At 73.4% G+C, this 26,547-nt stretch carries 24 protein-coding genes and 2 pseudogenes; 9 read left to right on the forward strand and 17 right to left on the reverse strand.

Annotation, left to right across the window (positions count from 1 at the left end; genetic code table 11):
* Nucleotides 1-219 precede the first annotated feature (219 nt).
* Nucleotides 220-1,257: an alcohol dehydrogenase catalytic domain-containing protein gene (locus BOQ63_RS42550; RefSeq protein ID WP_030289570.1), complete on the reverse strand. Its 1,038-nt coding sequence runs from the start codon at nt 1,255-1,257 to the stop codon at nt 220-222.
* A gap of 198 nt (nt 1,258-1,455) precedes the next feature.
* Nucleotides 1,456-1,809 carry a zinc ribbon domain-containing protein YjdM gene (locus BOQ63_RS42555; protein WP_030289569.1) on the reverse strand — a complete coding sequence of 118 codons (354 nt, stop codon included), beginning with the start codon at nt 1,807-1,809 and terminating at the stop codon, nt 1,456-1,458.
* Between the two features lie 251 nt (nt 1,810-2,060).
* Between BOQ63_RS42555 and BOQ63_RS42560 the strand changes: the two genes are divergently transcribed.
* Both BOQ63_RS42560 and BOQ63_RS42565 read left to right on the forward strand, forming a co-directional pair.
* The gene (locus tag BOQ63_RS42560; RefSeq protein ID WP_072656119.1) at nt 2,061-3,302 is read left to right on the forward strand and encodes a styrene monooxygenase/indole monooxygenase family protein; all 1,242 of its coding nucleotides are present in this window, start codon (nt 2,061-2,063) and stop codon (nt 3,300-3,302) included.
* 135 nt (nt 3,303-3,437) lie between these two features.
* On the forward strand, nt 3,438-3,983 hold the full coding sequence (locus BOQ63_RS42565; protein ID WP_072656120.1) for a hypothetical protein: 546 nt from the start codon (nt 3,438-3,440) through the stop codon (nt 3,981-3,983).
* Between the two features lie 69 nt (nt 3,984-4,052).
* On the opposite strand, the gene BOQ63_RS42570 is transcribed toward BOQ63_RS42565, so the two are convergent.
* From BOQ63_RS42570 to BOQ63_RS42600, 7 genes and pseudogenes are all read right to left on the reverse strand, one after another.
* A complete protein-coding gene (locus BOQ63_RS42570) occupies nt 4,053-5,525 on the reverse strand; it encodes a CHAT domain-containing protein (RefSeq protein WP_499504876.1) in 1,473 nt (490 codons plus the stop codon).
* Between the two features lie 5 nt (nt 5,526-5,530).
* Nucleotides 5,531-5,719 (reverse strand): hypothetical protein, encoded by a 189-nt coding sequence (locus BOQ63_RS42575; RefSeq protein ID WP_030553881.1) that lies wholly within the window; start codon nt 5,717-5,719, stop codon nt 5,531-5,533.
* Entirely contained in the window at nt 5,677-8,070 is a 2,394-nt protein-coding gene (locus BOQ63_RS42580; protein ID WP_499504956.1) for a tetratricopeptide repeat protein, read from the reverse strand. The genes BOQ63_RS42575 and BOQ63_RS42580 overlap by 43 nt, the downstream gene beginning before the upstream one ends.
* 18 nt (nt 8,071-8,088) lie before the next feature.
* Nucleotides 8,089-9,045 (reverse strand): annotated as a pseudogene (locus BOQ63_RS42585) (hypothetical protein); the annotation flags it as partial.
* 486 nt (nt 9,046-9,531) lie between these two features.
* Nucleotides 9,532-10,275, reverse strand: a complete 744-nt coding sequence (locus BOQ63_RS42590; protein ID WP_030553883.1) for an SOS response-associated peptidase — start codon at nt 10,273-10,275, stop codon at nt 9,532-9,534.
* Between the two features lie 163 nt (nt 10,276-10,438).
* Nucleotides 10,439-10,666, reverse strand: a pseudogene (locus BOQ63_RS42595) (hypothetical protein); the annotation flags it as partial.
* Entirely contained in the window at nt 10,593-12,305 is a 1,713-nt protein-coding gene (locus BOQ63_RS42600; protein WP_030289559.1) for a glycosyltransferase, read from the reverse strand. The pseudogene BOQ63_RS42595 and the gene BOQ63_RS42600, both read right to left, overlap by 74 nt.
* Before the next feature lie 391 nt (nt 12,306-12,696).
* On the opposite strand from BOQ63_RS42600, the gene BOQ63_RS42605 reads away from it, so the two are divergent.
* Nucleotides 12,697-13,644 carry a TIGR01777 family oxidoreductase gene (locus BOQ63_RS42605; RefSeq protein WP_072656123.1) on the forward strand — a complete coding sequence of 316 codons (948 nt, stop codon included), beginning with the start codon at nt 12,697-12,699 and terminating at the stop codon, nt 13,642-13,644.
* Between the two features lie 96 nt (nt 13,645-13,740).
* Nucleotides 13,741-14,580 carry a PH domain-containing protein gene (locus tag BOQ63_RS42610; RefSeq protein ID WP_030289556.1) on the forward strand — a complete coding sequence of 280 codons (840 nt, stop codon included), beginning with the start codon at nt 13,741-13,743 and terminating at the stop codon, nt 14,578-14,580.
* Here BOQ63_RS42610 and BOQ63_RS42615 read toward each other — a convergent pair.
* Nucleotides 14,570-15,058, reverse strand: coding sequence for an SRPBCC family protein (locus BOQ63_RS42615; RefSeq protein WP_454131898.1), 489 nt, complete (start codon nt 15,056-15,058; stop codon nt 14,570-14,572). The two genes, BOQ63_RS42610 and BOQ63_RS42615, sit on opposite strands and share 11 nt — an antisense overlap.
* 126 nt (nt 15,059-15,184) lie before the next feature.
* On the opposite strand from BOQ63_RS42615, the gene BOQ63_RS42620 reads away from it, so the two are divergent.
* On the forward strand, nt 15,185-16,825 hold the full coding sequence (locus tag BOQ63_RS42620) for an alpha/beta hydrolase (RefSeq protein ID WP_072656125.1): 1,641 nt from the start codon (nt 15,185-15,187) through the stop codon (nt 16,823-16,825).
* 98 nt (nt 16,826-16,923) lie between these two features.
* Here the strand turns inward: BOQ63_RS42620 and BOQ63_RS42625 are convergent, their stop codons facing one another.
* Nucleotides 16,924-17,337 (reverse strand): hypothetical protein, encoded by a 414-nt coding sequence (locus BOQ63_RS42625; RefSeq protein WP_072656126.1) that lies wholly within the window; start codon nt 17,335-17,337, stop codon nt 16,924-16,926.
* Between the two features lie 54 nt (nt 17,338-17,391).
* Nucleotides 17,392-17,805 carry a hypothetical protein gene (locus BOQ63_RS42630; RefSeq protein WP_030289551.1) on the reverse strand — a complete coding sequence of 138 codons (414 nt, stop codon included), beginning with the start codon at nt 17,803-17,805 and terminating at the stop codon, nt 17,392-17,394.
* 327 nt (nt 17,806-18,132) lie between these two features.
* Between BOQ63_RS42630 and BOQ63_RS42635 the strand changes: the two genes are divergently transcribed.
* A complete protein-coding gene (locus tag BOQ63_RS42635) occupies nt 18,133-18,492 on the forward strand; it encodes a hypothetical protein (RefSeq protein WP_141763909.1) in 360 nt (119 codons plus the stop codon).
* A 76-nt stretch (nt 18,493-18,568) separates the two neighbouring features.
* Nucleotides 18,569-18,928: a hypothetical protein gene (locus BOQ63_RS42640; RefSeq protein ID WP_030291013.1), complete on the forward strand. Its 360-nt coding sequence runs from the start codon at nt 18,569-18,571 to the stop codon at nt 18,926-18,928.
* Here the strand turns inward: BOQ63_RS42640 and BOQ63_RS42645 are convergent.
* A complete protein-coding gene (locus BOQ63_RS42645) occupies nt 18,832-20,463 on the reverse strand; it encodes an MFS transporter (RefSeq protein WP_454131325.1) in 1,632 nt (543 codons plus the stop codon). The genes BOQ63_RS42640 and BOQ63_RS42645 overlap by 97 nt on opposite strands.
* 113 nt (nt 20,464-20,576) lie before the next feature.
* On the opposite strand from BOQ63_RS42645, the gene BOQ63_RS42650 reads away from it, so the two are divergent.
* Complete coding sequence (locus tag BOQ63_RS42650; protein WP_072656127.1) at nt 20,577-21,434, forward strand: helix-turn-helix transcriptional regulator; 858 nt, start codon at nt 20,577-20,579, stop codon at nt 21,432-21,434.
* Between the two features lie 57 nt (nt 21,435-21,491).
* On the opposite strand, the gene BOQ63_RS42655 is transcribed toward BOQ63_RS42650, so the two are convergent.
* Nucleotides 21,492-22,859 carry a M64 family metallopeptidase gene (locus BOQ63_RS42655; RefSeq protein WP_360334408.1) on the reverse strand — a complete coding sequence of 456 codons (1,368 nt, stop codon included), beginning with the start codon at nt 22,857-22,859 and terminating at the stop codon, nt 21,492-21,494.
* A gap of 389 nt (nt 22,860-23,248) precedes the next feature.
* Entirely contained in the window at nt 23,249-23,797 is a 549-nt protein-coding gene (locus BOQ63_RS42660; RefSeq protein ID WP_072656129.1) for a DUF1707 domain-containing protein, read from the reverse strand.
* A gap of 87 nt (nt 23,798-23,884) precedes the next feature.
* On the opposite strand from BOQ63_RS42660, the gene BOQ63_RS42665 reads away from it, so the two are divergent.
* On the forward strand, nt 23,885-24,658 hold the full coding sequence (locus tag BOQ63_RS42665) for a TetR/AcrR family transcriptional regulator (protein WP_030291023.1): 774 nt from the start codon (nt 23,885-23,887) through the stop codon (nt 24,656-24,658).
* On the opposite strand, the gene BOQ63_RS42670 is transcribed toward BOQ63_RS42665, so the two are convergent.
* The gene (locus BOQ63_RS42670; protein ID WP_037831679.1) at nt 24,627-25,295 is read right to left on the reverse strand and encodes a hypothetical protein; all 669 of its coding nucleotides are present in this window, start codon (nt 25,293-25,295) and stop codon (nt 24,627-24,629) included. The genes BOQ63_RS42665 and BOQ63_RS42670 overlap by 32 nt on opposite strands.
* On the reverse strand, nt 25,292-26,527 hold the full coding sequence (gene wecB / locus BOQ63_RS42675) for a non-hydrolyzing UDP-N-acetylglucosamine 2-epimerase (protein WP_454131322.1): 1,236 nt from the start codon (nt 26,525-26,527) through the stop codon (nt 25,292-25,294). Before wecB ends, BOQ63_RS42670 begins: the two co-directional genes overlap by 4 nt.
* Nucleotides 26,528-26,547 lie beyond the last annotated feature (20 nt).

The following is a 26,547-nucleotide window of genomic DNA, read 5'->3' on the forward strand; positions in this document are numbered from 1 at the left end:
CCCTGCGTACTTCGGTGTGTGCCGCCCGCCCCTCCCGGATGCGCCGCACGCTCGGACACCGCCGGGCCGTTCGGGCCCGGACAGCCTATGCGGCGGCGGCCCGCCGGTCGACAGCGGGGGCTTTGCGAGCGCTTGACCTGCGGAACCGCCGGTACGGCGGGTGGGCGCGGGTAGCCCGGTACGGGCGACGCGGGCGGCTGCGGGCGGGCCGGTACGGCCTCAGCGGCCGGTGGTGACGACCATGCGGAACCGCGCCCGCCCGTTGGTCATCTTCGCGACGGCGGCTCCGGTCTGCTCCAGCGGAAGCTCCTCGATCCAGGCCCGCACCCCGGTCCGGGCGGCGAAGCGCAGGGTGTCCTGGATGTCGACGGCGGCGCCGGAGGAGTGGGCGTAGATCCGGCGGTCACCGTTCAGCAACTGCAGCGGGCTGACGGCGAGGCGGTCGGGGGACACCCCGACGATGACGAGTTCGCCGCGGCGGCCCAGGCCGTCGATGGTGGCGGACATGGCGTCGGCGTCGGTGACGGTGGCCAGAACCACCTTGGCGCCACCGAGCGCCTGGAGGACGTCCGCGACGCTCCCGGCGGTGCTGTCGACGTAGTGGTCCGCGCCGAGTTCGTGGGCCAGCGGCTCCTTCTCCGAACCGCGGGCGATCGCGACCGTGCGGAAGCCCATCGCGTGGGCGAACTGGACGCCCAGATGGCCGAGGCCGCCCAGGCCGAGGATCGCGACCGTGTCGCCGGGGCGGGCGGCGGCGCGGCGCAGGGCGTTGAAGACGGTCACACCGGCGCAGGCCAGCGGTGCCGCCTCGGCGGCGGTCAGCTCGTCGGGCACGGCCGCGAGGGCGTCGGCGGGCACGATGACGGAGTCGGCGTAGCCGCCCGGGTACGCGGCGCCGGGGACCTGCAGCAGGGCGCAGTGGATGGCGTCGCCGGAGCGGCAGGCGTCGCAGCGCCCGCAACTGCCGCCGAACCAGCCGACGGCGACCCGGTCGCCGACCTTCCAGCCCTGCACGCCGTCACCCAGGGCGTCGATCCGGCCCGCGATCTCGTGACCGGGAGTGACCGGGAAGGTGGTGCCGGGCAGCATGCCAGCAGCGATCAGCAGGTCGGAATGGCACACACCGCAGGCCTCGACGGCGATGCGGACCGCACCGGGACCGGGATCGCGGAGCGGGACCTCGACCAGCTCGGGCGCCGCCCCCGGCGCGGCGACCTGAACGGACCGGACGGCGGGGGTGGGGGTGGTGGCAGCCATGAGGGGTCCTTCGTCATGGGAGGGCGACGCGGGGCGGGGCCCGCACGCGCTGACCACACCAGCTTGATACGTCCGCCAGGGGTTGGCCACGCACTGCCGGTCCGACGACGGGTCCACCGTGGGCGGGCGTCCGCTCACGCCGCAGGCCGGACGCGGCCACCGCGACCGGCCTGCGGGGCCGGCCGTCCGTCCCGGGGCTCAGGCCTTCTTCACCACACCGGACTTGAGCTGCATCGCCCCGAAGCCCTCGATTCGGCAGTCGATGTCGTGGCCGTCCACTCCGTCGACCAGGCGGATGTTGCGGACCTTGGTTCCGGCCTTGATGCCCGAGGCGCTGCCCTTGACCTTGAGGGCCTTGACGACGGTCACGGTGTCGCCGTCGCTCAGCACGTTGCCGACCGAGTCCTTGATCACGCGCTCGCCGGCACCCGCCTGGGCGTCGGGGTCGGCCGGAGCCCACTCGTGGCCGCACTCCGGGCAGACCATCAGGGCGTTCATCTCGTAGGTGTACTCGCTGGAGCACTGCGGGCACGGCGGGAGGGTGTCGCTCATGGGCTCTGGCTGTCCTGTTCTGTCCGTTCGGCACGGCGTCGGCGGCTGGTCAGCCTCTATGAAATTGAAGAATTTTTCAAATCGCTATCCCGGTTCCCCGGCCGCCCCCGGCCGCCCCCCGGCGCCTGCCCGGCGCGCGTCCGCCCCGTCCGCGCCGTGGACGCGGACGCTCCGGGCTGATATCCAGTCCACTGCCAACCGGGTGGAGCGGGCGCCCCCGGGCCGGACGGACCACCAAGGAAGCAGGGGCGATGCGCAGGATCCTGATCGTCGGCGCCGGGCAGGCCGGCCTCCAACTGGCCCTCGGGCTGCAGTCCCACGGCTACGACGTCACGTTGCTGACGGACCGTGATGCACAGGAGGTGCGGGGCGGGCGGGTGCTGTCCACCCAGTGCATGTTCGACTCCGCGCTGCGCACCGAGCGCGCCCTCGGCCTCGACCTGTGGGCCGGGCAGGCCCCCCGGATCGAGGGGGTCGGGGTGTCGGTCGGCGGGCCGGAGTCGGCCCCGGTGATCGACTGGGTCGGGCGGCTGGACGCCTGCGCCCAGTCGGTCGACCAGCGGCTGAAGACGTCCACCTGGCTGGACGCCTTCGCCGCCCGTGGCGGCCGGGTGGAGCTGCGGCAGGTGAGCGCCGCCGACCTCGAGCACCTCGCCGGCTCGTACGACCTGGTGCTGGTCGCCTCCGGCAAGGGCAAGCTGGCTTCGCTGTTCGAACGCGACGAGGAGCGGTCCCCGTACCAGCGGCCGCAGCGCGCCCTGGCCGTGAGCTACGTGTGCGGGCTCGCGCCGCGCCCCGAGCAAGACTTTCCGGTGGTGCGCTGCAACCTGGTGCCCGGCATCGGCGAGTTCTTCACCATGCCGGCCCTGACGGCCGCCGGGCCCTGCGACATCCTGTTCTGGGAGGCGCAGCCGGGCGGCCCGGCGGATGCCTTCGACGGCATCCACGACCCGGCCGAACACCTGAGGGTGATGCTGGAGTTGATGAAGACCTTCACACCTTGGGAGTACGACCGCGCCCGCTCCGGCGTCGAACTCACCGACGCCGGAGCGACCCTGGCGGGCCGCTTCACCCCGGTGGTCCGCCGTCCGGTCGGGGAACTCCCCGGTGGCGAGGCGGTGTTGGGAGTCGCCGACGTGGTCGTCACCAACGACCCGATCACCGGCCAGGGCGCCAACAACGCCGCCAAGTGTGCCGCCCTGTACCTGGAGGCGATCCTCGCGCACGGCGACAAGCCCTTCGACCGGGACTTCCAGCAGTCCGCCTTCGACCGCTTCTGGGCGGACACCGCCCGGGCCGTGACCACCTGGACGAACGCGATGCTCGCCCCAGCGCCCCCGCACGCGGTGGAGCTGTTCGCCGCGGCCGGTGAACTCCCCACCGTGGCCGACCGGTTCGCGAACTGCTTCAACGACCCGGCGGATGTGGAGGGGTGGCTGCTCGACCCGGAGAAGGCGGCCGCCTACCTGGCCTCGGTGGCACCGCGGGGCTGAGCGTCGGACGTGTCACGGTGAGGTCAAGGTCTCGCCAAGTTCCGCCCGGGAGCGTCGTGATCATGGTGGGTTCGTGTCAACCCCGGCCCGCCGGGGGACATCTACGCACAGAACGCGAGCATCAGGAGACATGTGGTGGCGGTCGACGGCAGCAACATGGCGCACGCTGTGATCGAGACGGCGGTGAAGGAACGCACGCGGCTGCAGACCGGTCGCAGCCGGGCGACAGCGCTCGTGGTGCTGGTCCTCCTGGCGGGCCTCGGTCTCTTCCTGGCGCTGGTGGTCGGCAAGTCCGACCCGACCAGCGCCCCGACCTGCAACGGGACGACCATGACCCGGAACGACGAGTGCCGGATCTGGTCCAGCCACGGCGGTGGGGGCACCTACGGCTACCAGGAGATGATCGACCGCCGCGAGTCCGGCAAGGGCGTGTGGCAGGTGGTCGGCTTCGTCGGCACCGGCCTGTCCGTCGTCCTGATGGGCGTGGCGGTCACCAAGCTCAACCCCGAGCGCCCCTGGGGCAAGCCGGTCACCGCCGTCTGCCCGCGCTGCTACCAGCCCAACCTACGGGAGAAGTTGACCGTGCACACCATCTCCCGGGGGCGGACCAACTACCGCTACAGCGGCATCGTCACACTCTGCACCCCGGTCTGCGGCTTCAGCGCGGTGCGCCAGCGCTGACAGCTGCTGCTCGCCCGTGGAGCGTGGAGCTCGCGGGCGAGCCGCTCGCCCGCGTTCCTGAGCACGCCCTCAGCGGGAGTGGGAGGCGAGGCTGAGGAGCAGGTGGGCGGACTCCGGGTGCTGGAAGTCGGAGTGGGCGCCGGAGGGGTGGAGGCGGGTGGCCAGGCCGCCCCGGTAGACGTGCCCGGCGTCGATGTTGACGATCGGGTGGTCGAGGTCGGCGTGCGGGTACGGGGAGTTGGTGGGGCGCAGCCGGGTGCTGAACTGGGCGACCGGCGCGGAGCCCGTACCGGAGTGGCCGATGCCGGGGCGGCCCTCGGCGCGCAGGTGCCAGAAGCCGGTGGCGCGGTCCCAGCGGGAGTGGGTGAGGACGAGCGGGCCGCGCAGAGGGGCGCCGGCCCGGCCGGGGCCGAGGAAGAGCCGGGGGAACAGCCGGTCGAAGGCGTCCCGGGGAGCGGCCACCTGGAACACGAGCGCGCTGTCGACGGCCGCCGCCGACTGCCCGGTGTGGCAGGCGTTCAGCAGCACGAAGGGCCGGAAGACGGCGTCCGGCCGGTCGAGGTGTCGGCGGCGGTGGCGGCGCACCAGCTCGGCGTCGATGTGCCGGTCGTCGGAGAGCCGGACGGCGAGCTGCTCGTACGGGGAGTCGTTGGCGACGAACTGGCCGTGGCACCAGAAGTACATGACGTCCTCGTCCAGCACGGCCGCGGACAGCGCCTTGAGCAGCAGGTCCGAGTCGGTGCGCACGGTCAGCTGGGAGCGGTCCTCCAGGAGCTTGCGGACCTCGGGGGCCCGGCCGATGCCGGTGAGCTGGTCGTCGGTGTTCAGGCTGGTGACGGGTCTGGTGCGGGCGGAGTTGGGCGGCTGGATCGGCGGGTAGGCGGCGCCGGTCTGCTCGATCTGGTGGCGGTGGCCGAGGAAGTCCGCCCAGGGGTCGGACGGGTCACCGTCCACGGCGAGCATCGGCCAGGGGAGGTGGAGGTCGGAGTCGAAGCTGATCCGCAGGGAGTCGAGCTCGGTGAGGGTGCGATTGAGGTACTCCCGGAACAGGACCAGGCTGCGATCGCTGCCCTCGAACATCGTCTCCAGGAAGTACCGGCCCTCTTCGGCGAGTTCGGCGACCTTGCGCTCGGCGACGGCGGCCAGCGGGGAGAAATCGACGGTGCTCGCGAAGGGGTACGGGTTCAGCGGGTCGGGATCGTAGCCGATCAGGCGGTCGCGCCAGACGGTGCGCAGCCGGGCGGCGAGGTGCAGGAGCTTGGGCGCGGAGATGGTCAAGCCGGCCCGGTGCATGCGGTTCCCGGGGGTGCGCTCGCCCGTCCGGAAGGCCGAGACCTGCAGGTCGTCGCCGTTGCGGCGGAGGGAGACGACGAGGTCCAGCGGGTCCGGGCCCTCGGCCGGGCGATCGATCACGCGCGGGCGTGCGAACGGGCCCGAGCCGGTGCGCGAGGCCGCGGTCACCACCTGGTAGGCGGGCTGGGGCAGCCGGGTGTAGTCGGCGGAGGGGTTCTGCCGGATCTCGACCTGGAGTTCCCGGGGCACGTCGACTACTCCTGATCCTGGGTGGCGCGGGGACCGGCGGCCGGTTCGGCCGCCGGGACGTCGATCACGACGGACAGGTCCTGGAGGACATGGCCGTGGCCCCGGTGGAGGACGGTGATCCGCAGGGTGTACGGGCCGGGCGCGGACGGCGTCAGCGTGAACCGGGCGGGCTCGCGGCCCGGGTCGTAGTCCATGACGGGCGGATCGAGCACGGCATCGCCGGCCACGGCGAGGACGAGCCGGAGGCGGGGGAGGTAGCCGTAGTTGATGCGGGTGGCGCCGCCGGCGGGAAGGAGGCGCAGCTCCAGATCGGTGGTGGCGCCCACGGCGGGCTCCTCCAACAGGGTGAGGCGGGGGCGCCAGGCGGGCCGGAGCTGGATGGGCCGGGCGGCGCGGCGCGGCGGGCGGGGGCGCTGCCGGGCAGCGGGGCGGCCGGGGTCCGGCCGAGCTGGGCGCCGGCGGCTGCGGGAGGCTTCGGCGGGCGCTCCTGCTCCGGTTCGGTCTCCGGTGCGGTGCGGTCGAGTCGGGCCAGCGCGGTTCGCGCCTCGGCCGCCAGCGGGTGTCCCGGGTCCATCAGGGCCTCCCGCCCGGTGCACACCGCCGCCAGCAGCTCCCGGGCGGCGTCGCGGCGCCCGGCCGCCACCAGGGCGTGGGCCAGTCCGACGGCCAGCGAGGGGAACACCGGGAGCGGCCCGGGGCGTTGGGCGCCGATGCTGACGGCGACGTCGTGGGCGTCCGCGTGGCCGGCCAGCAGCACGGCGGTCGGCGAGGCGTACCCGACGGTGGTCCGGTCGGCGATGATGCGCTCGTACACCTGGACGGCGCCGTCGGCGTCCCCGGCCCGGAGCCGGGCGTGCGCGAGGCTCCGGCGGACGTCCAGGGTCGGTCGGCTGCGCGGACCGGCGCTCTCGGCGCAGGTTTCGGCGAGCTCCTCCAACCGGACGACGGCCCGCAGCGGGCGGGTGCCCTCGGCCAGGAGGAGCGCGTGGGACGTCCGGGCGGTGACGGTCGCCTCGTCCGGGCCGCCCAGGGCGGCGGTGGCGGTGGTGGCGAGGCCGCCGACCAGCCGCAGGGCCGCCTGCTGCTCCCCGGTGAGGTGAAGTGCGTAGGCGAGGACGCGTCCGGCGTGGACCAGGTCGGGCAGGCCGGGACCGCTGGGCCCGTCCCAGTCGTCGGCCATCGGGGACAGTTCGGCGACGGCCGCGTCGAGCGCACCGCTGAGGATCAGGGCCTTGCCGAGGTCGCGCCGGAGTTCCCGGACGGTGGAGTGCTCGGGCCCGAGCGCCTCGCCGGCGAGGGCGAGCGCGTCGCGGTAGTACGCGGCCGCCTCGGCGTGCCGGCCGGCGTCGAAGAGGTTCCGCGCGATGCTGTCCCGGACGTCGAGGGTGTCCGGGTGGTCGGCTCCCAGGACCCGGCCGCGGTCGGCCAGGACGGACTGGTACATGACCTGGGCGCGGTGGTGCCTCCACCCGTGGCGGAGGGCGTGGGCCAGGTTGGAGCGGGCGGTCAGTGCGGCGGGGTGGTCGGGGCCGTGGACCCGCTCGTGGTCGGCCACGAGCGCCTGCGATTCAGCGACCTCCTGGTGATGACGTCCGGCGAGGCGGCGGATGTAGGCGAGTTCGGCACGCTCGTCGAGGGTGCTGGGATGGTCCGGGCCCTGACTGCGCGTCCGATCGGTGACCAGTCTTGCGAGGAGGTCGCCGGCACGGTCGAGCTCGCCGGTCTCGCGGACCTCCTGGGCCAGCAGGGAGCGCTCGAGGAAGCGGTCCGGGTGCTCCGGCCCGTGGACGCGGGCGGAATCCGTGGCCAACTGCTCCCGGTCGGCGACCGCCCGACGGTGCAGTCCGGCGAACCCACGATCGGTGGCGAGGATGCTCCGGGCGGTGAACACGGCCGGATGGTCGGGGCCCTGGATGCGGATCCGATCGCGGACCAGGGCTTCGTTGAGCCGGATGCTGCGCAGATGGTTGCCGGAGGTCCGGTGGGTCCAGGCGAGCAGAAGACGGGTGTTGAGGGTCTCCGGGTGGTCCGGGCCGGCGATCCGCACGCGGTCGGCCAGCAGCGTCTCGAACAGTCGCAGAGCCTGCCGGAGATTGCCGGCGGCGCGGCAGGAGGTGGCGTGACACTGCCGGGCGTGCAGGGTCTCCAGGTGATCGGATCCGAGGATCCGTGCGCGGTCGGCTGCCAGCGCGTCGAACAGTTCACCGGCGAGGCGGTGATCTCCCGCGCTGTCCCGGGCGAACGCGTGCCACCAGCGGGTGTCGAGCGTTCCCCAGTGGTCCGGGCCCTGGATCCGACAGCGGTCGGCGATCAGGGCGACGAAGGCCTCGGTGGCGCGACGGTGATCGCCCGCCTGCGCGTACGAGCGGGCCAGGTCCTGGCGGATCTCCAGCGTCTGCGGGTGGTCCGGCCCGTTGATCCGGGTGTGATCCGCCGCCAGCGATGCGAATTCGGCGAGGGCCAGGGCGTGTTCGTCGGACTCCCGCCATGCGGAGGCCCGTTCGCGGCGGCAGTGCAGCGTACTGGGATGGTCCGGCCCGAACACCCGGATGTGGTCGGTGACCAGGCCTTCGAACAGTGCGGCGGCCCGGTGGCGGTCACCGGCGGACCAGCAGGTGGACGCCTGCCAGACCAGTACGCCGAGAGTGCTGGGGTGGTCCGGTCCGAGCGTCCTGGCGTAGTCGCGCGCGAGGGCCAGAGCCGGGCCGCGGCCTCCGCCAGGTGCCGTTCCGCCCGCTGCCGGAAGCCCTGCGCGGGGCCGGAGTCGCGCAGCACGGTCTGGAGCAGGCGGTGCACGGTGACGGTGTCGCCGAGGGTGATCAGGTGGTAGTCGGCGAGCAGCCGCAGTGCCCGGTCCACCTCGTCCGGGCGGCGCTCCCCGAAGGGGGTGAGGGTTTCGCGCGGCAGCGCCTCGGGGGCGTACCAGGCCAGGGTGCGCAGCAGGTCGACGGCGAAGGGCACGGTGTGCTGGACGGTCCGCAGCGTGGTCCGCCAGAGGCGGGCGACGGTGTGCTCGGCCCCCGGTCCCACCGGCCCGGTGTCCCGCAGCAGTTCGCGGTACGCCGCGAAGGTGGTGCCGGTCTGCTGTACGTAGGCGCCGGCCTGGGCGAGGGCGATCGGCAGGTGGCCCAACTCGTCGGCGAGGGCGCGGGCCTCGTCCTGCTCGGCCGGGTCGAGGGCCGTGCCCGGGTACGCCGCCCCGCAGAGCAGCCGGGCGGCCTCGGGGGCGTCGAGGACGTCGATCCGTACGGTCCGGATGCCCGGGTGCCAGCCGCCCGCGCGGCGGCTGGTGACCAGCTGGTGGCCGCGGCCGAGCAGCCGGCCGACATAGGGGGTGAGGTGAGCCGGGTCCTCGGCGTTGTCGTAGACGAGCAGCCAGCGGTCGTGGGCGCGCAGCCAGGCGATGGCCCACTCGACCTGCTGGCCGGGCGGGGCGGTGAGGGCCCAGGAGGGGTGGAGGTGGACGGCGAGTCCGGCGAAGGCCTCGGCGAGCTGTCCCTCGGACTCGGCGGTGATCCACCAGATCAGCCGGTAGTGGTCGGCCCGCGCGTAGGCGTGGTGCAGGGCGAGGCTGGTCTTGCCGACGCCGCCGAGGCCGTGGAGGGTGGTGGCCTGGGTGACCAGCCCGCCGCCGCCGTCGTGCGCCAGGGCGTCGGCGACGGCCCGCAGCTCGCTCTCCCGGCCGACGAGTCGGCCGGAGGCGCGGGGCGGCAGATTGGGCGTCGGGGTGGTCGCCTCGACGGTCAGCGCGGACCGCGCGGCCTCGGGCGGGAGGACGGCGGCGTGGGGGTCCGCGTCGGCGGCCGAGGGAGAGCCGGGGCGGCGGCGCTGCTCGAAGGGCTCCGGGTCGGGCATGCCGCTCTCGGGACGGATGTGCGCCGTCATGGACATCAACACTTCGCGCCCCCAACCCCCTGTTTACGGCTTCGCCCGCCCACCGTAGTGCTGGTCAGACGCGTTGTCAGCGGATTGCCCCAAGGCCGGGATCCGTCGGGACCGGTGGGGATCAGTCGGCCAGCCCCAGCGGGTCCGGGGCGGTGGCGAGCAGCTCGGGGCCGTTGTTGCGCACGCTGTTGACGGTGGGTGGGACGGCGCGGACCCGCAGGGCGCCGTCGGCGGGGCGGCGCAGCAGGTGGTGGAGCTCGGCCGGTTCGGTGTGGCCGGGGGAGAGCCAGGTGGGCAGGTCGCCGGGGGCGATGGTGAGCGGCATCCGGTCGTGGACGCGCCCGGCGGAGTCGGTGGCGTCGGTGGTGATGACGGTGGCGGTGGCGAGCCAGGCGAGCGGGTCGTCCTCGGGGCGGCTGGGGTCGCGCCAGAACTCGTACAGGCCGGCCATCAGCATCAGGCCGCCGGTGCTGAGGAAGTACGGCTGCTTGTACTTCCTGCGGTCGTCGGTGGCGGGCACCTCACGCCACTCGTAGTAGCCGTCGGCGGGGATGACGCAGCGGCGGGCGGCGAAGGCCTTGCGGAAGGCGGGCTTGGTGTCGACGGTCTCCGAGCGGGCGTTGATCATCCGGGCGGCGCCGGACGGGTCCTTGGACCAGGAGGGGACGAGTCCCCAGCGCAGCGGACGCAGCTGGCGCAGCACCTCGCCGGTGTCGCGGTCGAGGCGCTCCAGGACGGCCGGGACCGGGTCGGTGGGCGCGACGTTCCAGCTCGGCGCGAGGGTCTCGGCCGGGTCCCACCGGAGCTCTCCGAGCAGCGAGACGAGGTCCTGGGGCGTGGTGGTGGAGACGAAGCGGCCGCACATGTCCCCAGCCTGCCACCCGGCACGGACAACCGGGGCCTTCAGCGCGCCGGTCGGCCGTCCGGCGCGCGGTCGGCGCTGCCCGGCGTGCGGTCGGGGCGGTGGCGGCGCGGCGGAAGACGTCGATGAAGGCGCTGGCGGAGGACCAGCCGCGGCGGTGGGCCGCGGCGGTGACCGGCTGCCCCTCGGCGAGCAGCACCAGGGCGCGGTGCAGCCGCAGCTGGGTGAGCCACAGCAGTGGGCCGACGGCGAGGACGGTGGGCCGGTCGAGGCCGAGCGGTCGTGAAGCTGTCGCTGGCCGTGGTGCCGCTCGAGCGTCTTCACCGGGCTGAGCACCTTCCTGCCCCTGTTCGCCTCCCAGCGCCTGGGCGGCGGCACGGCGGCAGGGGTCCATCGCCCACACCGGCCGGGCGCCGGCCACCCGGTCCAGGGCGTACCCGGCGCCCGTCCAGGCGTTGGTGCCGCCGCTGACAGAGGGGGCAGCCGGAGGTGCCTCCGTCGGCCCCCGCGTCGAACTGTCGGCAGCCGGACTCGTGGCGGGCGATGCGCCGCAGCACGTCGTGGGGCAGCGCCGCGTGCAGGGTGGCGGCGGGCGGGTTGGTGCCCACGATGGACAGGTGCTGCGAGCGCGCGGTCAGCAGGCGGCCGCCGACCGTCGCCTGCACCTGGATGGCAAGGCTGCCGCCACGTACCAGCGGGAAGGCGATCGTCAGCGGGGTGCCGTGCGTGGTCTGCGTGACGGGCGGCGGGTTGATGGTCCGGTGCGGTCCGTGCCGGCAGGTACTGGCGTCGAAGGAGATCTGGACCGTCCAGTGGAAGTCGGTGGCGGGGGTCGGATCGGGGGTCACCCCGGTGACCCGGGCCTCGGCCACGACGGTCGGCATCTGTGCGTCTCCGGTGATCGCGAACGTCTGGCCCGCTGTCGGGCGCACCAGGACCAGGACGGGCGGCTGGGGCGGGACGCTGGTCGGATGGGGGCCGCCACTGGGATGGGGACCGCCACTGGGACGGGGACCGCCACTGGGCGTGATCGACAGGTCCAAGGGCAACGCAGGGGCGGGGAACTCCGACACGTAGGGCCAGTCGAGGGAGAAGCGGCGGGCGTACCAGAACTCGTCCCGGGTACGGCTCCCGTGCAGGTAGGCCCGCTCCTGTTCGACACTGGCCCTCGCCCGGTCGAACGTGAGCCAGGCACGCGCCCACAGGCTCTCCGGCACGTCCTCGGACACCTGCAGCTGGCGCTGCGCGGTGGCTTCCAGCCACTGCCGCCACGTGCCTTCGGTGTAGTTCTTCCGCGCCATTCTGAGCTGGTTGGCGAGAAAGTGCTCCGGCGGTACGTCGTAGTTGTCGAAGGACTCACGGAACCGGTGTCCGATGGTCGCCTCCGGATCGTGCAGGATCCGATGACCCATGAGCCAGCACTTGAGCCCGAAATCGAGGTCCTCGACCCCCCAGAACAGCATGTCCCGATCCATCCCCCACAACTTCTCGTACAGCTGACGGCTGATCGCGAACGCGCATCCGATCAGGCTCGGGGACTCGTACAGCCGACGCCGCCCCACGGAGACGGCCGTCATGTCCGGCAGGTCCAGCCACCCGCAGTCGAGTGTGCCCAGATCCAACCGGTAACCGTGACCGGCCTGCAGCGGGTCGTTGATCCATCGTTCGACGTCCAGATTCAACAGGCGCGGCGTGGCCACCGCCTGTCCGTCGGTACGCTCCACGTCCTCGACGAGCCGACGCAGCGAGCCCGGTTCCGGTTTGGTGTGGCCGTCGAGGAACACCAGCACGTCTCCGCGCGCGGCGTCGGCGCCCATCGCCTTCGTCGGTGAGGCCCCGCGGCGCCGTGCGCTGTGCACGGTCCGGACCACAGGCAGGCTCCGCTCGACCTCGGCCACCGAGCCGTCGTCCGACGCGTCGTCCGCCACGACGATTTCGGCGTACAGGTCCTCGAGTACCTGGATGCATGCTCGGACGGTACGCAGAAGCACCGGGCCCTCGTTGTAGGCGGAAATCACCAGGCTGGTGTGCATGATTCCCCCATGCGCCGAACTGCCGACTTCAGGCTGCGACTACCGTTCGTGCCCGCGTCATCGCACGGGTGACCGTCGGCCCGGTGGAACCGGGCGAGGAACCGTCCAGGTGGACGTAATTCAACGTACCGACGGGGCTTCCGTTTGTCGCGCCGTACCAGGCGGCAGGGCCGGCATGCGGGACGGTGGTGGGATCGGGTAGCGGGGCGCGCCGGACAAAGATAGATGTCATGTTTGCATCAAATATTTCCGAGGTGAACCCCTTGCCGGTGCGGGCCGTCGGCGGTCGGCGGCCCGAGCGCGGTGGAGTGGGGAGTCGGAGTGGGGGCACATTGAATTGAACGTGTTCAATTATGGCGCTAGGCTCGCGGCCAGAGATGAGGGGGAAATCATGAAGATCGTCATCCCCGGCGGCTCCGGTGCGCTCGGGACCCTTCTGGACCGCAGTCTGACGGCCGCCGGGCACCAGGTCGTGGTGCTCAGCCGACGGCCCGCCGGGCCCCGGCAGGTCGGCTGGGACGGGCGCAGTCCCGGAGCCTGGACGGCCGAGATCGACGGCAGCGACGCCGTCGTCAACCTGGCCGGGCGCAGCGTCAACTGCCGCTACACCCCGGAGAACCGGCGGGCCATGATGGACTCCCGGGTGCACTCCACCCGGGCCGTCGGCCGGGCGATCGCCGAAGCCCGCCGACCGCCCGCCGTCTGGCTGCAGATGAGCACCGCCACCGTCTACGCCCACCGGCACCACGCGCCCAACGACGAGCTGACCGGCCGGATCGGCGGCGGCGAACCCGATGCCCCGGCCTCCTGGCGGTACAGCATCGACATCGCCCGGGCCTGGGAGGACGCCCAGGCGCAGGCCGACACCCCGCACACCCGCCGCCTCGCGCTGCGCACCGCCGTCGTCCTCGGCCCCGAGCGCGGGGGCGCCTTCGACTCGCTGTCCTGGCTGGCCCGGCTCGGCGTCGGCGGGCCGATCGCGGGCGGCGCGCAGTACGTGTCCTGGATCCACGACCGGGACTTCGCCCGCGCCGTCGAGTTCCTGATCGAGCACGAGGAGCTCAGCGGGCCGGTCAACCTCGCCGCCCCGGACCCGCTGCCCCAGCGGGAGTTCATGCGCGAGCTGCGCGCGGGCTGGGGAATGCCGCTGGCGCTGCCCGCCGCGCGCTGGATGACGGAACTCGGCGCGTTCGCGCTGCGCTCGGAGAGCGAACTGCTGCTGAAGAGCCGCCGCGTCGTGCCCACCCGGCTGCTGGAGGCGGGCTTCGCCTTCGCGTACCCGCACTGGCCGCAGGCCGCCCGCAACCTGGTCCGGCGGCTTCGCGGGCGACAACGGTGACGCGGGTTCGTCACGGCGGTGTCACAGCTTCGCGGCGGTGGTTGCCGAGGGCCGGTCGCGGTCGGGAGCGTGGGGTCGGCGAAAGGGGGCCGGGACGTGGTGCGGCTGTGGTTCATGCAGCAGCGGGGGGAGTTGGCCGGCGTCGGCTCCATGGTGGGGCTGGTCGCGGCCGCCGTCCTCACCGAGACGGGGACGGTCGGCGGGGGAGCGGCCTTCCTGGTCATGGCGGCGATCGTCGCGGTGGCGGCCCTCGCCGCGCCCCACGCGTACTGGCTGCGCGCGGACGAGGACGGGCTCACCCTGGTGCGGTTGCTGGTGCCGCGCCACTACGCCTGGGCGGACGTCCGGGGGCTGGCGATGGAACTCGGCCGGGACGAGGAGAACGACGGACACCACCTCACCCTGCGGCTGCGCCTCGCCGAGCCGCCCGGCCGGTTCTGGGGCCCGCGCCTCGGCCGGATCGACGTCACCGATGAGGACACCCCGGAGGGCGTCCCGCCCCGGGCGCTGGCCGAACTGTTCGCCGTCTTCGTCGAGCATGAATTGCCCGTCGACCTACCGGAGTTCGCGAACGAGGTGCTCAGGGTGCGCGGACTGCCACAGCTGCCGCCGCTGCCGCTGTGGGCCCCGCCCGTCGAGGGTGCGCCCGATCCCGAGCAGGCCTACGCGGACGCGCCGGGCATCGAGGAGGAGCGGCAGGACCTCGTGGCACTGGGGAAGGCCGTCAAGCGGCGGGTCCGGCTCGGTCGGGAGCACCTGCTGCGTCGGGCGGCGCTGGCCGACCGGGTGTTCCTGCGCGACGGGGACGGTCTGGCGCTGGCGATCGCGCTGGGGGAGGCGCAGCGGCTGGTGGAGCACGACCGGGTCAGGGTCGAGGGCGACCAGCGCCACTACGTGCGCCAGCAGTACCTGAGCCGGCGCACCCTCAACCCGTAGCGGAAGCGGGGGGCGTGGCCAGCAGGTGGTCCAGCACGCGGCCGAAGACGAGCCGCCCGGCGAGCGCCACCGCCGGGTCGAACAGCCGGGGCAGGCCGGTGATCCGCAGCTCCTCGGCCCAGACCACCTCGCTTCCCGCGCCCACCGTGCCCGCGCCCACCTCGCTTCCCGCGCCCACCGTGCCCGCGCCCACCGCGCGGATCCGCAGCTCGGCGCCGCCGCGCACCACCCGCCCCCGCTTCGCCAACAGGCAGTGCATGGGCGCCACGAGCTCGACCAGTTCCATCGGGTCGTCGAAGCGCAGCGGCCCGAGGGCCGTCCGCGCCAGGATCACGTCCCCCGGCTGCCGTCCGGTGCCCCGCACCACGCTCACCCGGGTGAACGGCACCCGGTCGCCGTGCCGGGGCCAGGCGGTGAGCCGCGCCCAGCAGTCGGCGGGCGGCAGCGGGCTGAGACGGGTCAGGACGAAACGGGCCATGCCGCAGCCTAACCGGGCGACCTGACGCGATGAAGCCGTGATCGGGCCGACAGGAACGGTCAAGGCTTGGCAAAGTCCGGTTTCGCCCCTTGGATGTGCCATTGCACATGTCACATCATGCTCCCCATGAGAAAAGCCATCGCCCTCCTCTCGGCCGCCGCCGCCGTGGCCACCCTCGGCGGGATCGTCGGCCCCGCCGCCTCCGCCGTCGAGCCCGACGGTCCCGACCTGGTCGACACCGGTCAGGGGAAGCTCGTCTGGAGCTCCTGCAACGACACCACCACCCCGGCGCTCCAGTGCGCCATGCTCGAGGTGCCGGTGGACTACGCCGACCCGCGTGGCCGCAAGATCAAGATCAAGCTCAACCGGCTGCCCGCCACCGCCCCCAAGGACAAGCAGCAGGGCCCGATCCTGCTCAACCCGGGCGGCCCCGGCGACTCCGGGCTCTGGATGCCCGGCTACATCTCCGGGCAGATCCCGGCGGACGTCGCGTCGACCTACGACTGGATCGGGTTCGACCCGCGCGGCACCAACGGCAGCGACCCGCATGTGGTCTGCGACGCCCACTACTTCGACGCCGAGCGCCCCGACTACCAGGTGGACCAGGGGACTTCGAAGGCGTGGCTGAAGAAGGCGGCCGGCTACGCCGCCGACTGCGCGGCCGACTGGTCCTGGCTGCTCCCGCACATGACCACCGTCGACAACGCCCGCGACCTGGACAGCATCCGCCGGGCGCTCGGCGTGACGAAGATCAACTTCTACGGCGGCTCCTGGGGCACCTCGCTCGGTTCCACCTACGGCCAGCTCTTCCCCTCGCACGTGCGCCGGATGGTGCTGGACAGCATCGTCGGCCCGACCATCAGCTGGTACGACCACAACGTCCTCCAGGACCGGGAGCACCAGCGCCGCTTCGACGCCTTCGCCGACTGGACCGCCAAGGCCGACTCCGTCTACCACCTCGGCACCGACGCCAAGGCCGTGGAACAGGCCTACCACCAGGTCGAGGACGCCCTGCGCAAGGAGCCGGCGGACGCCGCGCCCTCGACCGGGAAGATCGGCCCCGCCGAGTTCGAGGACACCTTCTACAGCGGCGGCTACAACTTCCTGCGCTGGCCCCGGATGGCCACCGTGCTCTCCGCCTACCTCAACCAGCACGACACCCGGCCACTGACCATCGCCTACAACAAGTACGCCGCCCCCGGCGTCGATGACGGCGCCTTCCCGGCCTACAACGCCGCCCAGTGCACCGAGAACGCCTGGCCGCGCGACTGGGAGTTCTGGAAGAAGGACCAGGCCAAGGTCGACGCCACCGCGCCCTTCTACACCTATAACAACATGTGGTACAACGCCGCCTGCATGTTCTGGCCCTACCAGGGCAACCCGGCGGGCCGTCTGAAGATCACCGGCAAGAACCTGCCCCCGGTCCTGCTCTTCCAGGCCACCGAGGACGCGGCCACGCCGTACCAGGGCGGGCTCGCCATGCACGACGCGCTGCCCGGCTCCAAGCTGGTCGTCCAGGACGGCGGCAGTTTCCACGAGATCCTGTTCCACGGCAACGCCTGTCTGGACGACACCTTCACCGCCTACCTGCGCGACGGCAGCCTGCCCCAGGGCAAGGGGCGGATCGCCAAGACCTGCGCCCCCGAGGCCGATCCGACCCCGGTCTACGTGACCCCGCCGCCCGCCACCGCCAAGGCGCTGACGGCCGCCCGGACCGGTCCGCTCCCGCCCACCGACCCGGAGGCCGTGCGAGGCGTCCTCCGCTAGCCAGGGAGCTCCGAGAGACACGCCCTACGGGCTCTCCGACGCCGTGACGGCGCTCAGCGGCGCAGCCGGCGACTCCAGGCTGCGCCGCTCGGGCATGGTCAGCGGGAGTGGCAGAGCACTCCGGCGACGATCACGAGCGGGAGGGCGGCGAGGGTGACGGCGAGACCGGTGCGGACCGGCCCGCTGCGTTTCCAGCCCGCGAGCAGGAGCAGCGCGCCGGCGGGCAGGAAGGCGACGAGGAGCGGCAGGACCAGCAGGAGGAACGGCACGGAGACCACGAACTGCAGGCCGAGCAGGACCCCGCCGACGATCCGGCAGGTGCGGCGGAACAGGTAGGGGTTGCGGTAGGAGAGCGGCAGTACGGTCAGCGCGAGCAGCGGGAACCAGAGCGCGATGGTTTCCCCGGTGACGTCACCGCGCACCAGCGCCCAGGGCGTCAACCAGCTGGCCCCGGCCAGGGCGACGATCTGCCACGGGCGGTCGGTGCGCAACGGGACGGGGCGTTCGGTCATGCTGTCCCTCCGGATGTGTCGGTGAAGGTGGGCGGCCGCACTTCCCGGGCGTGGTCAGTGCGGCGGCCAGAGGGTGGTGAAGCCGGCCAGCACCGGGACGACCAGCAGGAGGGCGGCGAGGGTGCCGCGGGCCAGGGCGCAGCGCTTCCAGCCCGCGAGCAGCAGGAGGAGGCCGGCCGGGAACAGGATGAGGGCGAACGGCAGCGGGATCAGCAGGTACGGGACGGAGAGCGCGACCTGGGTGCCGAGCACCGTCGTGCCGACGGTCAGACAGGCGCGGCGGAAGACCAGCGGGTCCGCGATCGTGAGGGGGACCGTGGTGAGCGCCAGGAACAGGGCCCAGAGGGTGGCGAGCCACCGGGGCGCGGTCGCGTCCACCAGTACCCAGGGCTGCACCCAGGTGGCTGCGGCGAACAGGGCGATCGGCCAGGGCCTTCCGGCTCGGAAGGCGAAGAGGTGTACTGACATCCGGTCCCCCCGGGGAGGTTTGAACGGGTTCAAATTGAACGCGTTCAAGCTATCCGCCGTGGCTGGCCACCGGCAAGTCCGTCGGGTTGCGGCGTCGGTCCGCCCGTCGGCGAACCGTGCGCCCCCGGTGCCGTGAGCCGTCCGGTGCGCCCCGGTGTGCGCCGGTGCGCCGGTCGAGTGCATGCGCTCAAGTCGCCTTGTGAGGCGCGAAGTTGGTGCTTTTCGGCGACGTGGTGGAGCATGGGCGGAGTCCGGTCTGTTGCGGCGCGCCTGCGCCCGGCCGAGGTGGCACGCGTACGGCGAGAGGAGGCGGATCCCGTGGGTCCGGTGGCACGTCCGTTTCTGGTCCGGGGCAGGGCGGTTCCGCTGGCCAGGTACCTGGCGGAGGAGGGCATCGAGGGCCTGGTGGCCTGCTCCTGCATCGGCAACGAGGTGACCATCGACCTCGCCGACACCCGGATCCTGGTGAGCCTGGCCGACGTCGGAGGAGTGGTGGGCCTCACCTTCCACATGGTTCAGGACGGCCCAGCGAAGGCCCGTTCCTGGACGCGCCGACTGCCGAGTGACACCGCCCCGAGGGAACTCGCGGCGAGCATAGCCCGCGACGTCCGGACCCTGGAGCGCGAACTGGCCCCGCTGCGCCGCCGCCCCCCGGAGGGCACGGAGCGCCGTTGGCCCGCCGTCTGACCAGGGCGTGTGTCGGCCTAGGCCTGTCTTCGAACTCCTGCAGACGCGAGTTCGAAGACAGGCCTAGGCTGGGGGCGTGGACCGTGATCACGCCTACCGCGACTACCCGTTCGCCGACGGGCACAACGTGCTCTGGGAGCTGGAGGGTTACGGCTCCGACGACCGTCAGCACTCCTCCCGGCTGCTCGGACGGGAGGAGTACCTGCGCATCCGGCACCTCTTCGCGGCCGAACTCGGCGACGACGACTGGATGATGGCGGGCGGGTACCCCGTCCCCGCACAGCTGTGGCGGCCCGTGCAGGACCTGCTCGGACCGCCCGGCTTCGAGGACGGCCTCGACTACTTCCTCGGCGCCCGCCAGAACCTCCCCGACGGGCGGATCTGGCGGCCCGCCCCCGACTTCGGCACCCCGCCGGGCCGGACGCCGTCGCCCTGACCGGGCTTCGGCACCGCCCGGTCGGGCGCGAGCGCGAGGTGGGTCAGTACCGCACCGAGCGCGGAGAGCGCCGCGAGGACGAGGCCGAGGGTGTGGAAGGCGCTGGTCAACCCCTCCGTCAGGGCCGGGCGGTGGGCTTCGGCCACCTGTCCCTGGACGGCCTGCCCGGCGATCCGGGCCGCCGCTCCGGTGGGAAGGCCGCTGTCGTTCAACCGGGCGGCGGTGAGCGCGGCGAGCAGGGCGGACGCCCCGGCGACGGCGACGGACTCGCCGGTGATCCGCATGGTGTTGAAGATGCCCGCCGCCGCTCCGGCGTTCTCGACCGGCACGGTGCTGACGGCGGCGTTGTCCATGACCCCGAAGGCCAGTCCCACCCCGGCCCCGAAGGGCAGCAGGGGAAGCGCCAGTTGGAGCCACGATCCGTTGCCGTGCAGGGTGGTCAGGAGCAGGGAGCCGACCGCGATCAGCGCGGAGGCGCAGGTCAGCACCGCCCGTACCGAGGTGCGCGCGGCCAGTCGGCCGGCGGCGAGCGGCAGCAGCAGGACCGGGGCGGTCATCGGGAGCAGGAGCAGTCCGCCGGCCAGGGCGGTGCGGCCGGCGACGCCCTGGAGGTAGGCGGGCAGGTAGACCAGGAGGATGACGAAGCCGAGGGTGACCGTGAAGGGCTGGCAGACCACCGCGAGGAACTCCGGCCGGCGGAGCAGGCGGACGTCGAACATCGCCCGGTCGCCCCGGTGCTGCTCCACCACGGCGAACAGCGCCACCAGCGCCACCGCCGCGAACATCGGCAGCAGGGTGCTCACCGCGCCCCAGCCCGCGGACCCGGCCCGGACGAAGGCGAAGGACAGACAGGCCAGTCCGGCGGTGAAGGCGACGGCCCCGGCCAGGTCGAGGGCGGGCCGGTCGGGGGTGCGGGATTCCGGCGCGCGGGTCGCGCACAGCCACGCGGGCACGGACATCACGGCGACCAGGGCGAACACCGAGCGCCAGCCGGCCGCTTCGACCAGCGCTCCGGCGACCAGCGGTCCGATCGCCAGGCCCGTGCCGAAGGAGGAGCCGAGGACCCCGAAGGCCAGCTGCCGGCGCCGCCCGGAGGTGGAGTGGGCCAGCACTGCCGCCCCCGAGGCCAGTACGGCCGCGGCTCCGCATCCCTGGACCGCCCTGGCCGCATCGGCGAAGGCCATCGACGGCGCCAGCGCGACCAGCAGGGACAGTGCCCCGACCAAGGCGATGCCGGTCAGCAGGACGCGTCGTCGGCCGAGCCGGTCCGCGAGGCTGCCGGCCGCCAGCGGCAGGGCGGCGAAGGTGATGTTGAAGGCGTTCAGCATCCACTGGGCGGCGCCGACCGAGGAACCCAGGTGTGCCGCCATGTTCGGCAGGGCGACGGCGGCGCCGGTCACGGAGAACGGCAGCATCATGCTGGCGGACGCGACCGCGACCACCGTGGGCCAGTAGCCGCGCCCGCTGTCGTCCGCGGTTCGGGAGCGGTGCGGCCCGGGGCGGCGGGCGGTGGCGAGGGAGGAAGGTGTGGACATGCCCCGATCGTCGGCGGGATCCGCCGGGGCATGAAGTGACCGCCGTTCCCTGGGAACGACAGGGCCACCCTCGGGCCGCCGCGCCCCCACCGAAGGCCCCCATACTGGGGCGCATGGCCAACACGAGCATGATCACCAGCAGTCTCGGCGACTACCTCCGCGCCCGGCGTGCCCTGGTGTCACCGGCCGACGCGGGCCTGCCGGAGACCGGCCGCCGCCGGGTGCCCGGCCTGCGCCGCGAGGAGGTCGCGGAACTCGTCGGGCTCAGCACCGACTACTACGTCCGGCTGGAGCAGGGGCGCGCCGACCGCCCCTCCGACGAGGTGCTCGAAGCCCTCGGCAGGGCGCTGCGGCTCGGGCCCGCCGAGCGCGCCCATCTGTACGACCTGGCCCGGCCACCCCGCAGGGCGGCGGCGAAGGCGGCGACCGCCGGACGGGGAGAGGCGCTGCGGCCGGCACTGCGGCAGATCGTCGAGGCCATCCCGGTCACCCCGGCCCTGATCATGAACGACCGCAACGACGTCCTGGCCTGGAACCGGCCGGCCGCCGCCCTGATCGCCGACTTCCCCCGCCTCGCCCCGCCCGAGCGGAACATGGCCCGCCGGATCTTCCTGGACCCGGACGCACGGGAGGTCCACCTCGACTGGGACGAGGCCGCGCGCACCACCGTCGGCATCCTGCGGATGGCCGCCGGGCGGCACCCGCACGACCCGGAACTCGTGCGCCTGGTCGGCGAACTGTCCCTGGGCAGCGAGACCTTCCGCCGGCTGTGGGCCGGCCACCACGTGCACGAGAAGAACCACGGCCCCAAGCGCTTCCGGCACCCGTCGGTCGGAGAGGTCACGCTCGACTACGAGACCTTCCACGTCCCCGGCGCCGCCCACCACCTGCTGGTGGTCTACACGGCCTCGCCCGGCAGCCCCGCCGAGGAGGCGCTGCACCTCCTCGGCAGCCTCACCGCCTCCGAGTAGGACCTGTGCGTCCGGTCAGGTGACGATCGGTCGGACAGCTCCTGGCAGTGGGGCCGATCAGCGCGTCACCAGCCAGGAAAGGCTGCCGGTCAGCTCGGTCCGCAGCGCCGGGTCCGCGACCGCCGGGGTCGGATCGGTGGCGACGGCGGAGAGCAGGTGCGGCCGGGAACGGGGGCCGGTCAGGTGCAGGGCGTCGAGGTCGAGCGCGGTGCGCCCGCGCAGCCGGGGCTGCTCGCGCCCGTCCAGGTACCAGCGCAGCACGGTGCCGGGCACCGGGAGGTCGACGGTCAGCCGGTCGGCGGCGGTGAGCCAGCTGCCGACCGGCGTGGGGCTGGTCAGCGGGGTGGCGTGGCGGTAGAAGCCGGCGATCATCGCCTCCCGCCCGGGCAGGTTGAACTCCCGCCCGAGCGAGCGCATGATCGAGTTCTCGGTCGGCCGGTAGAGCCCCGTGGGGTAGTAGCCGCCGCCCTGGTAAGTGCCGACCGTCCCGCCGTCGGGGGAGGACTGGCCCAGCCAGCGGGCCCACTTGGTGCCCTGGTCGCTCATCCGGTCGGCGGTCAGCGTGCTGAGGTTGGCCTCCGGTGGCTCGTCGCCCTGGTAGGTGCCCTGGCCGTCGTAGGCGTACTCGTCGGCCAGCTTGCCCAGTGAGTGCCCGGTCTCGTGCACCGCGATCTGGCCGGACTTCGCGTTGCCGCCCGCGACGGTGGCTATGCCCTCGTAGCCGACCGGGGACTTGACGTCGTTGTAGCCCGCCCCGCCGTACTTGGCGCTGTTGGCCACCACGATCACCAGGTCCGCCTGCGGGGCCTTGGCGGCGTAGCGCTCGACCGCCTTCTCGTCCACGCACAGCAGCCGCTCCACGCCGTCGCACCAGAAGTACGAGCCGAGCGCGGTGTGCCGGACGGTCGCCTGGTCCGGATCGCCGGTGACGCCGGACTCGGGGGAGACCGCGTTCACCGTCCAGACGTTGAACAGGCGCTGGTAGGTGGCGTACGGCTCGACGGCGGTGATCTCGCGCCACTTCTCGGCGGCGTCGGTGCGGAACTTCTCCTGTTCCTGGGCGGAGTAGCCGTCGCCGACCACCACCACGTCCAGCTTGGTGGCCGGGTCGCCGTTGCGGACCAGGGCGGTGACCTCGCCGTCGCCGTCGCCGGTCGGTGCGGCGAGGCCGGCGGGCGGGGCCGCGAGGTAGGGGGAGGCGGCGGGGGCCGTGGCGCGGGAGATGCCGCCGTCCTCGGCGAAGGCCTCCACCTGGCGCCGGGGCCCGTCCGCCGCCGGTGCGCCGCGCCCGTCCGCTGCAGGGGCGCCGCGCCCGTCCGCCGGTGCGCTCCAGGCGGGGGCGGCGCCGAGCAGGGTCGCGGCGAGGGCGGTGGTCAGCAGGGCGGACGCGGCCCTGCTGACCGTGCTGGTGGTCCTGGTGTGCACGAGGGGCCTCCCGGTGGACGGCGGGTCTGTGGGGAGGCTCCTTCCCTTGTCGAGGTCCTGACAACCGCTCAGTGGCGATCACGAGTGCGAGGAATTCCCTTCGCCGCGGCCGGACTTGTGGAGCGGGGCAGACTGTCCGGCATGACGTCGAGGCCTGACGCGATGAGCCCGGCCTCGCGCACCGCCCTGTCCGTCGCGCGGGTCCGGTCCTTGGAGAGCGGTCGACTCGACCCTCTGTTCGTCGACCCGTCGGCTCGCTGTCCGCCCCGGGCAGCCGTTGCTGGACGGCCTCGGCCGGGCCGGCGGGTTCGTCGAGGCGGTGCGGACGGTCGCTCGCTGCGGGCGGTCGCTCGGTGAGGCCGGGTGCAACGGCCGCTCGCTGAGAGGCTTCACCAACGTGCGTGGCGGATCCTCAGCCGTCCCAGCCCCAGACCCCCGGAGATCCGGATCGTCGGCCCGCCCGCCCGGGCGGGCTGCCGGGGCCGGTAGCGCGGCGCCCGTAGGCCGGCGTGCAGGCCGCTGAGGTCGACGACCGCGTCCCGGGGCACGATGACGTTGGCACCGCCGGTGCCGAGGTGCAGCTCGATGTCGACCACCGGGTGGGCGATGACCGCCCGGGACAGGTCCAGGCGCACCCGGCCGAGCGCGGACGCGACCTTGAGGACCCGGGGGACGCTCCAGGCCCCGCGCCGCCGGATCCACCCGCCCGTTCCGGTGCCGGTGATGGTGGCCGTGGCGTCCGGGGGCGGCTCCGGGAGCGCGGCCAGGGCCGAGTCGAGCCCGCCGGGGGTGGTGGCGGTGAGTGTCGTCCGGAGGCGCTCGTCCAACTCCTCGTCCGACAAGTGTCCTTCGGCGTACGCCTCCTGCAGCCGCCGTACGGCGGTGTCGCGGTGCTGGGCGCTGATCGGCGGCGGCCCTTCGGTCCCGGCCGCCGTCATCCGATGCCACTACTGAGTACGTTGTACGCGGTCATGGCGGCCAAGGTAGATTACTGGGTACCGTGTACGCAAGAAGGAGGGCCGACCGTGACCGACGCCGAGTACGTGAACATCTGGATGCGGCCCGAACGCCCCGCCCGCGGACCGAAGCCCGCCTACAGCCGGGCACAGATCGCCGAGGCCGCAGTGCGGATCGCCGACGCCGAAGGACTGGAAGCCGCCACCATGCGGCGGATCGCCGCCGAGATCGGCGCCGGCGCGATGTCGCTCTACCGGTACGTCCCCAGCCGCGACGACCTGGTCCTGCTGATGGCCGACCGGCTGATGGGCGAGATCGACGTCGACGGCATGCCCTCCGGCGACTGGCGGGCCGATCTGACCCGCTACGCCCACGGGCTGCGCGCCATGTGGCTGCGGCACCCGTGGATCGCCACCGCGCAGCGGGCGCTGCCGGTCCTCGGCCCCCAGCAACTGCGCCTGATCGAAGCGGTGATGGGGGCGCTCGACGCCCACGTCCCGATCGACGAGAACCTCGCGCTGATGGCCCTCCTCAACGGCTACGTCGAGGGCGCCGCCCGCGACGAGGTCAGCTGGGCCGAGGAGGTCCGCCGCAGCGGGGTGAGCGAGTCCGAGTGGCTGGCGCGCAGCTACCCGTACGTCCAGCAGCTGCTGGAGAGCGGGCAGTACCCGATCTTCGGCAGGATCGCGACGGAGGCGCGTCAGCCGCGGATGGGCCGCGACGAGCAGTTCGGCTCCGGCCTGCAGCGCGTCCTCGACTGCATCGCGGCCGCCCTCCCGGCCGCTCTTCCGTCCGACGGCCAGGCCGGCGCTACTGCGCCGGTTCCACCGCGATGTCCGTGAACTCCACCCGGGCGTCCTCGGTGTACGCCCCGACGCTGCCGGCCGGGTACGGGCGTTCGTCGTCCTGGTAGGACACCAGGGCCCTGCCGTCGACGCTCACCTCCAGGTGTGCGCCGCGCTGGGCCACCGTCACCCCGGACCAGGGGCCGACGGGGAACTGGTCCGGGCCCGTCGCCAGGAAGCGCTGGCCGCCCGGGTAGACGGGGTCGCGCTTGCCCAACTCCCAGCCGTTGGGCTTGAGGATGAGGTAGTAGAAGTGCTCCGGATCGGAGTACGCCCACACCAGCCACGGGACCTCCCACGGGTTGGGCGTGGGCGTGCGCAGCTGGGCGACCGTGCGCATCCGCGCCTTCAGGTCCATGTCCCGGTACTGCCGGGTGGAGACGATCAGCCCGGCGTGGGTCTCCGACGCGGTGCGCGAGGGCATGGGGGAGAGCGACAGGCCGTCGTCGAGGCCGGTGTTCTCGCCGTGGCCGTCGAAGACCGACCGCCACGGGCCGTGGACCGAACCGTCGGTCCACGGCCGGGCCGGCCCTCCGCCGCCGCCTCCCCAGCCGGTGCTCACCGCGACGGCGAGTCCCGTGGCCGCGGTGGCGGCGAGCAGGGCGAGGGCGAGGACCAGGCGAACTCTCGTCATGCCGTCGAGTATGACCCCGCACCGCCGGGCCGAGGGGTGACCGACGGGACCGCCGTGGACGCCGCAGTCGCCTCGACGCCGAAGTCCCGGGCCAGCTGTGCCACGATCCGCGCCGTGGCGTGCCCGTCACCGAAGGGGTTCCCGGCCTTCGCCATCCGTCGGTACGCCGCCTCGTCGTCCAGCAGCCGGACCGTGGCGTCCATGATGACGTCCGGGTCCGTGCCCACCAGCCGGGCCGCACCGGCCTCCACGGCCTCGGGCCGCTCGGTGGTGGTGCGCAGCACCAGGGCGGGTTTGCCGAGGGTGGGGGCCTCCTCCTGGATCCCGCCGGAGTCGGTCAGGACGAGGTCGCAGCCGGCCAGGGTGGCGGAGAAGTCCGCGTAGCCCAGCGGTTCGACGATCCGGATGCCGGGGTGTCCGGACAGTTCGGGCAGCAGGACCTCGCGGACGGCCGGGCTCCTGTGGAGCGGCAGCACGATCTCCGCGTCGCCGCGGTCGGCCAGTCGGCGCAGGGCCTTGCCCATGGCACGCATCGTGTCGCCCTGGTTCTCGCGGCGGTGCAGGGTGACCAGGAGGCGCCGCAGGGCGCCGCTGCTCTCGAACTGGTCGCGGCCGACGCCCTGTTCGAGCACCCACAGCAGGTTGTCGACGACGGTGTTGCCGGTCACGAACACCTCGCCCGCCGGAACTCCCTCGGCGATCAGGTGTCCGGCGGCGCGGGGCGTGGGCGCGAAGTGCCGACGGGCGATGCGGCCGATGAGCCGGCGGTTGAGTTCCTCGGGGAAAGGGTTGTCCGCCACCCCGGTGCGCAGCCCGGCCTCGACATGGGCGACGGGCACGTGCTCGTAGAAGGCGGCGAGAGCCCCGGTCAGCGCGGAGGTGGTGTCGCCCTGGACGATGACGAGGTCGGGGCGTTCGGCGCGGACGACCTCGCCCAGCCTGTCGACCAGTCGGGCCGTCAGCTTGGACAGCTCCTGCCGCTCTCTCATCACGTCGAGCTCGAACTTCGCCTGGACGTTCAGCAGTTCGAGCATCTGCTGGAGCATCTCGCGGTGCTGGCCGGTGGTGACGACGAGGGGTTCGAAGTGCGGGGAGGCGGCCATGGCGCGGGCCACGGGCGCGAGCTTGATCGCTTCCGGGCGGGTGCCCAGGACGAGCATCGCGCGGACGGGAGCCGGGCCGGGGTCCGGGGCCGTCGAGCTGTTCGGGGACATCGAGCCGTTCGGGGACATGGGGTCTCCAAGGAGGGTGC

The organism is Streptomyces viridifaciens (assembly GCF_001888885.2).
Classification (GTDB): domain Bacteria; phylum Actinomycetota; class Actinomycetes; order Streptomycetales; family Streptomycetaceae; genus Kitasatospora; species Kitasatospora aureofaciens.

What these genes read in the sequence shown, in the direction of transcription:
- BOQ63_RS42550 (WP_030289570.1), bottom strand. Translation starts at nt 1,257, where the DNA reads ATGGCTGCCACCACCCCCACCCCCGCCGTCCGGTCCGTTCAGGTCGCC.
- BOQ63_RS42555 (WP_030289569.1), bottom strand. Translation starts at nt 1,809, where the DNA reads ATGAGCGACACCCTCCCGCCGTGCCCGCAGTGCTCCAGCGAGTACACC.
- BOQ63_RS42560 (WP_072656119.1), top strand. Translation starts at nt 2,061, where the DNA reads ATGCGCAGGATCCTGATCGTCGGCGCCGGGCAGGCCGGCCTCCAACTG.
- BOQ63_RS42575 (WP_030553881.1), bottom strand. Translation starts at nt 5,719, where the DNA reads ATGGACTACGACCCGGGCCGCGAGCCCGCCCGGTTCACGCTGACGCCG.
- BOQ63_RS42590 (WP_030553883.1), bottom strand. Translation starts at nt 10,275, where the DNA reads ATGTGCGGCCGCTTCGTCTCCACCACCACGCCCCAGGACCTCGTCTCG.
- BOQ63_RS42600 (WP_030289559.1), bottom strand. Translation starts at nt 12,305, where the DNA reads ATGCACACCAGCCTGGTGATTTCCGCCTACAACGAGGGCCCGGTGCTT.
- BOQ63_RS42605 (WP_072656123.1), top strand. Translation starts at nt 12,697, where the DNA reads ATGAAGATCGTCATCCCCGGCGGCTCCGGTGCGCTCGGGACCCTTCTG.
- BOQ63_RS42615 (WP_454131898.1), bottom strand. Translation starts at nt 15,058, where the DNA reads ATGGCCCGTTTCGTCCTGACCCGTCTCAGCCCGCTGCCGCCCGCCGAC.
- BOQ63_RS42620 (WP_072656125.1), top strand. Translation starts at nt 15,185, where the DNA reads ATGAGAAAAGCCATCGCCCTCCTCTCGGCCGCCGCCGCCGTGGCCACC.
- BOQ63_RS42625 (WP_072656126.1), bottom strand. Translation starts at nt 17,337, where the DNA reads ATGACCGAACGCCCCGTCCCGTTGCGCACCGACCGCCCGTGGCAGATC.
- BOQ63_RS42630 (WP_030289551.1), bottom strand. Translation starts at nt 17,805, where the DNA reads ATGTCAGTACACCTCTTCGCCTTCCGAGCCGGAAGGCCCTGGCCGATC.
- BOQ63_RS42645 (WP_454131325.1), bottom strand. Translation starts at nt 20,463, where the DNA reads ATGTCCACACCTTCCTCCCTCGCCACCGCCCGCCGCCCCGGGCCGCAC.
- BOQ63_RS42650 (WP_072656127.1), top strand. Translation starts at nt 20,577, where the DNA reads ATGGCCAACACGAGCATGATCACCAGCAGTCTCGGCGACTACCTCCGC.
- BOQ63_RS42660 (WP_072656129.1), bottom strand. Translation starts at nt 23,797, where the DNA reads ATGACGGCGGCCGGGACCGAAGGGCCGCCGCCGATCAGCGCCCAGCAC.
- BOQ63_RS42670 (WP_037831679.1), bottom strand. Translation starts at nt 25,295, where the DNA reads ATGACGAGAGTTCGCCTGGTCCTCGCCCTCGCCCTGCTCGCCGCCACC.
- wecB (WP_454131322.1), bottom strand. Translation starts at nt 26,527, where the DNA reads ATGTCCCCGAACGGCTCGATGTCCCCGAACAGCTCGACGGCCCCGGAC.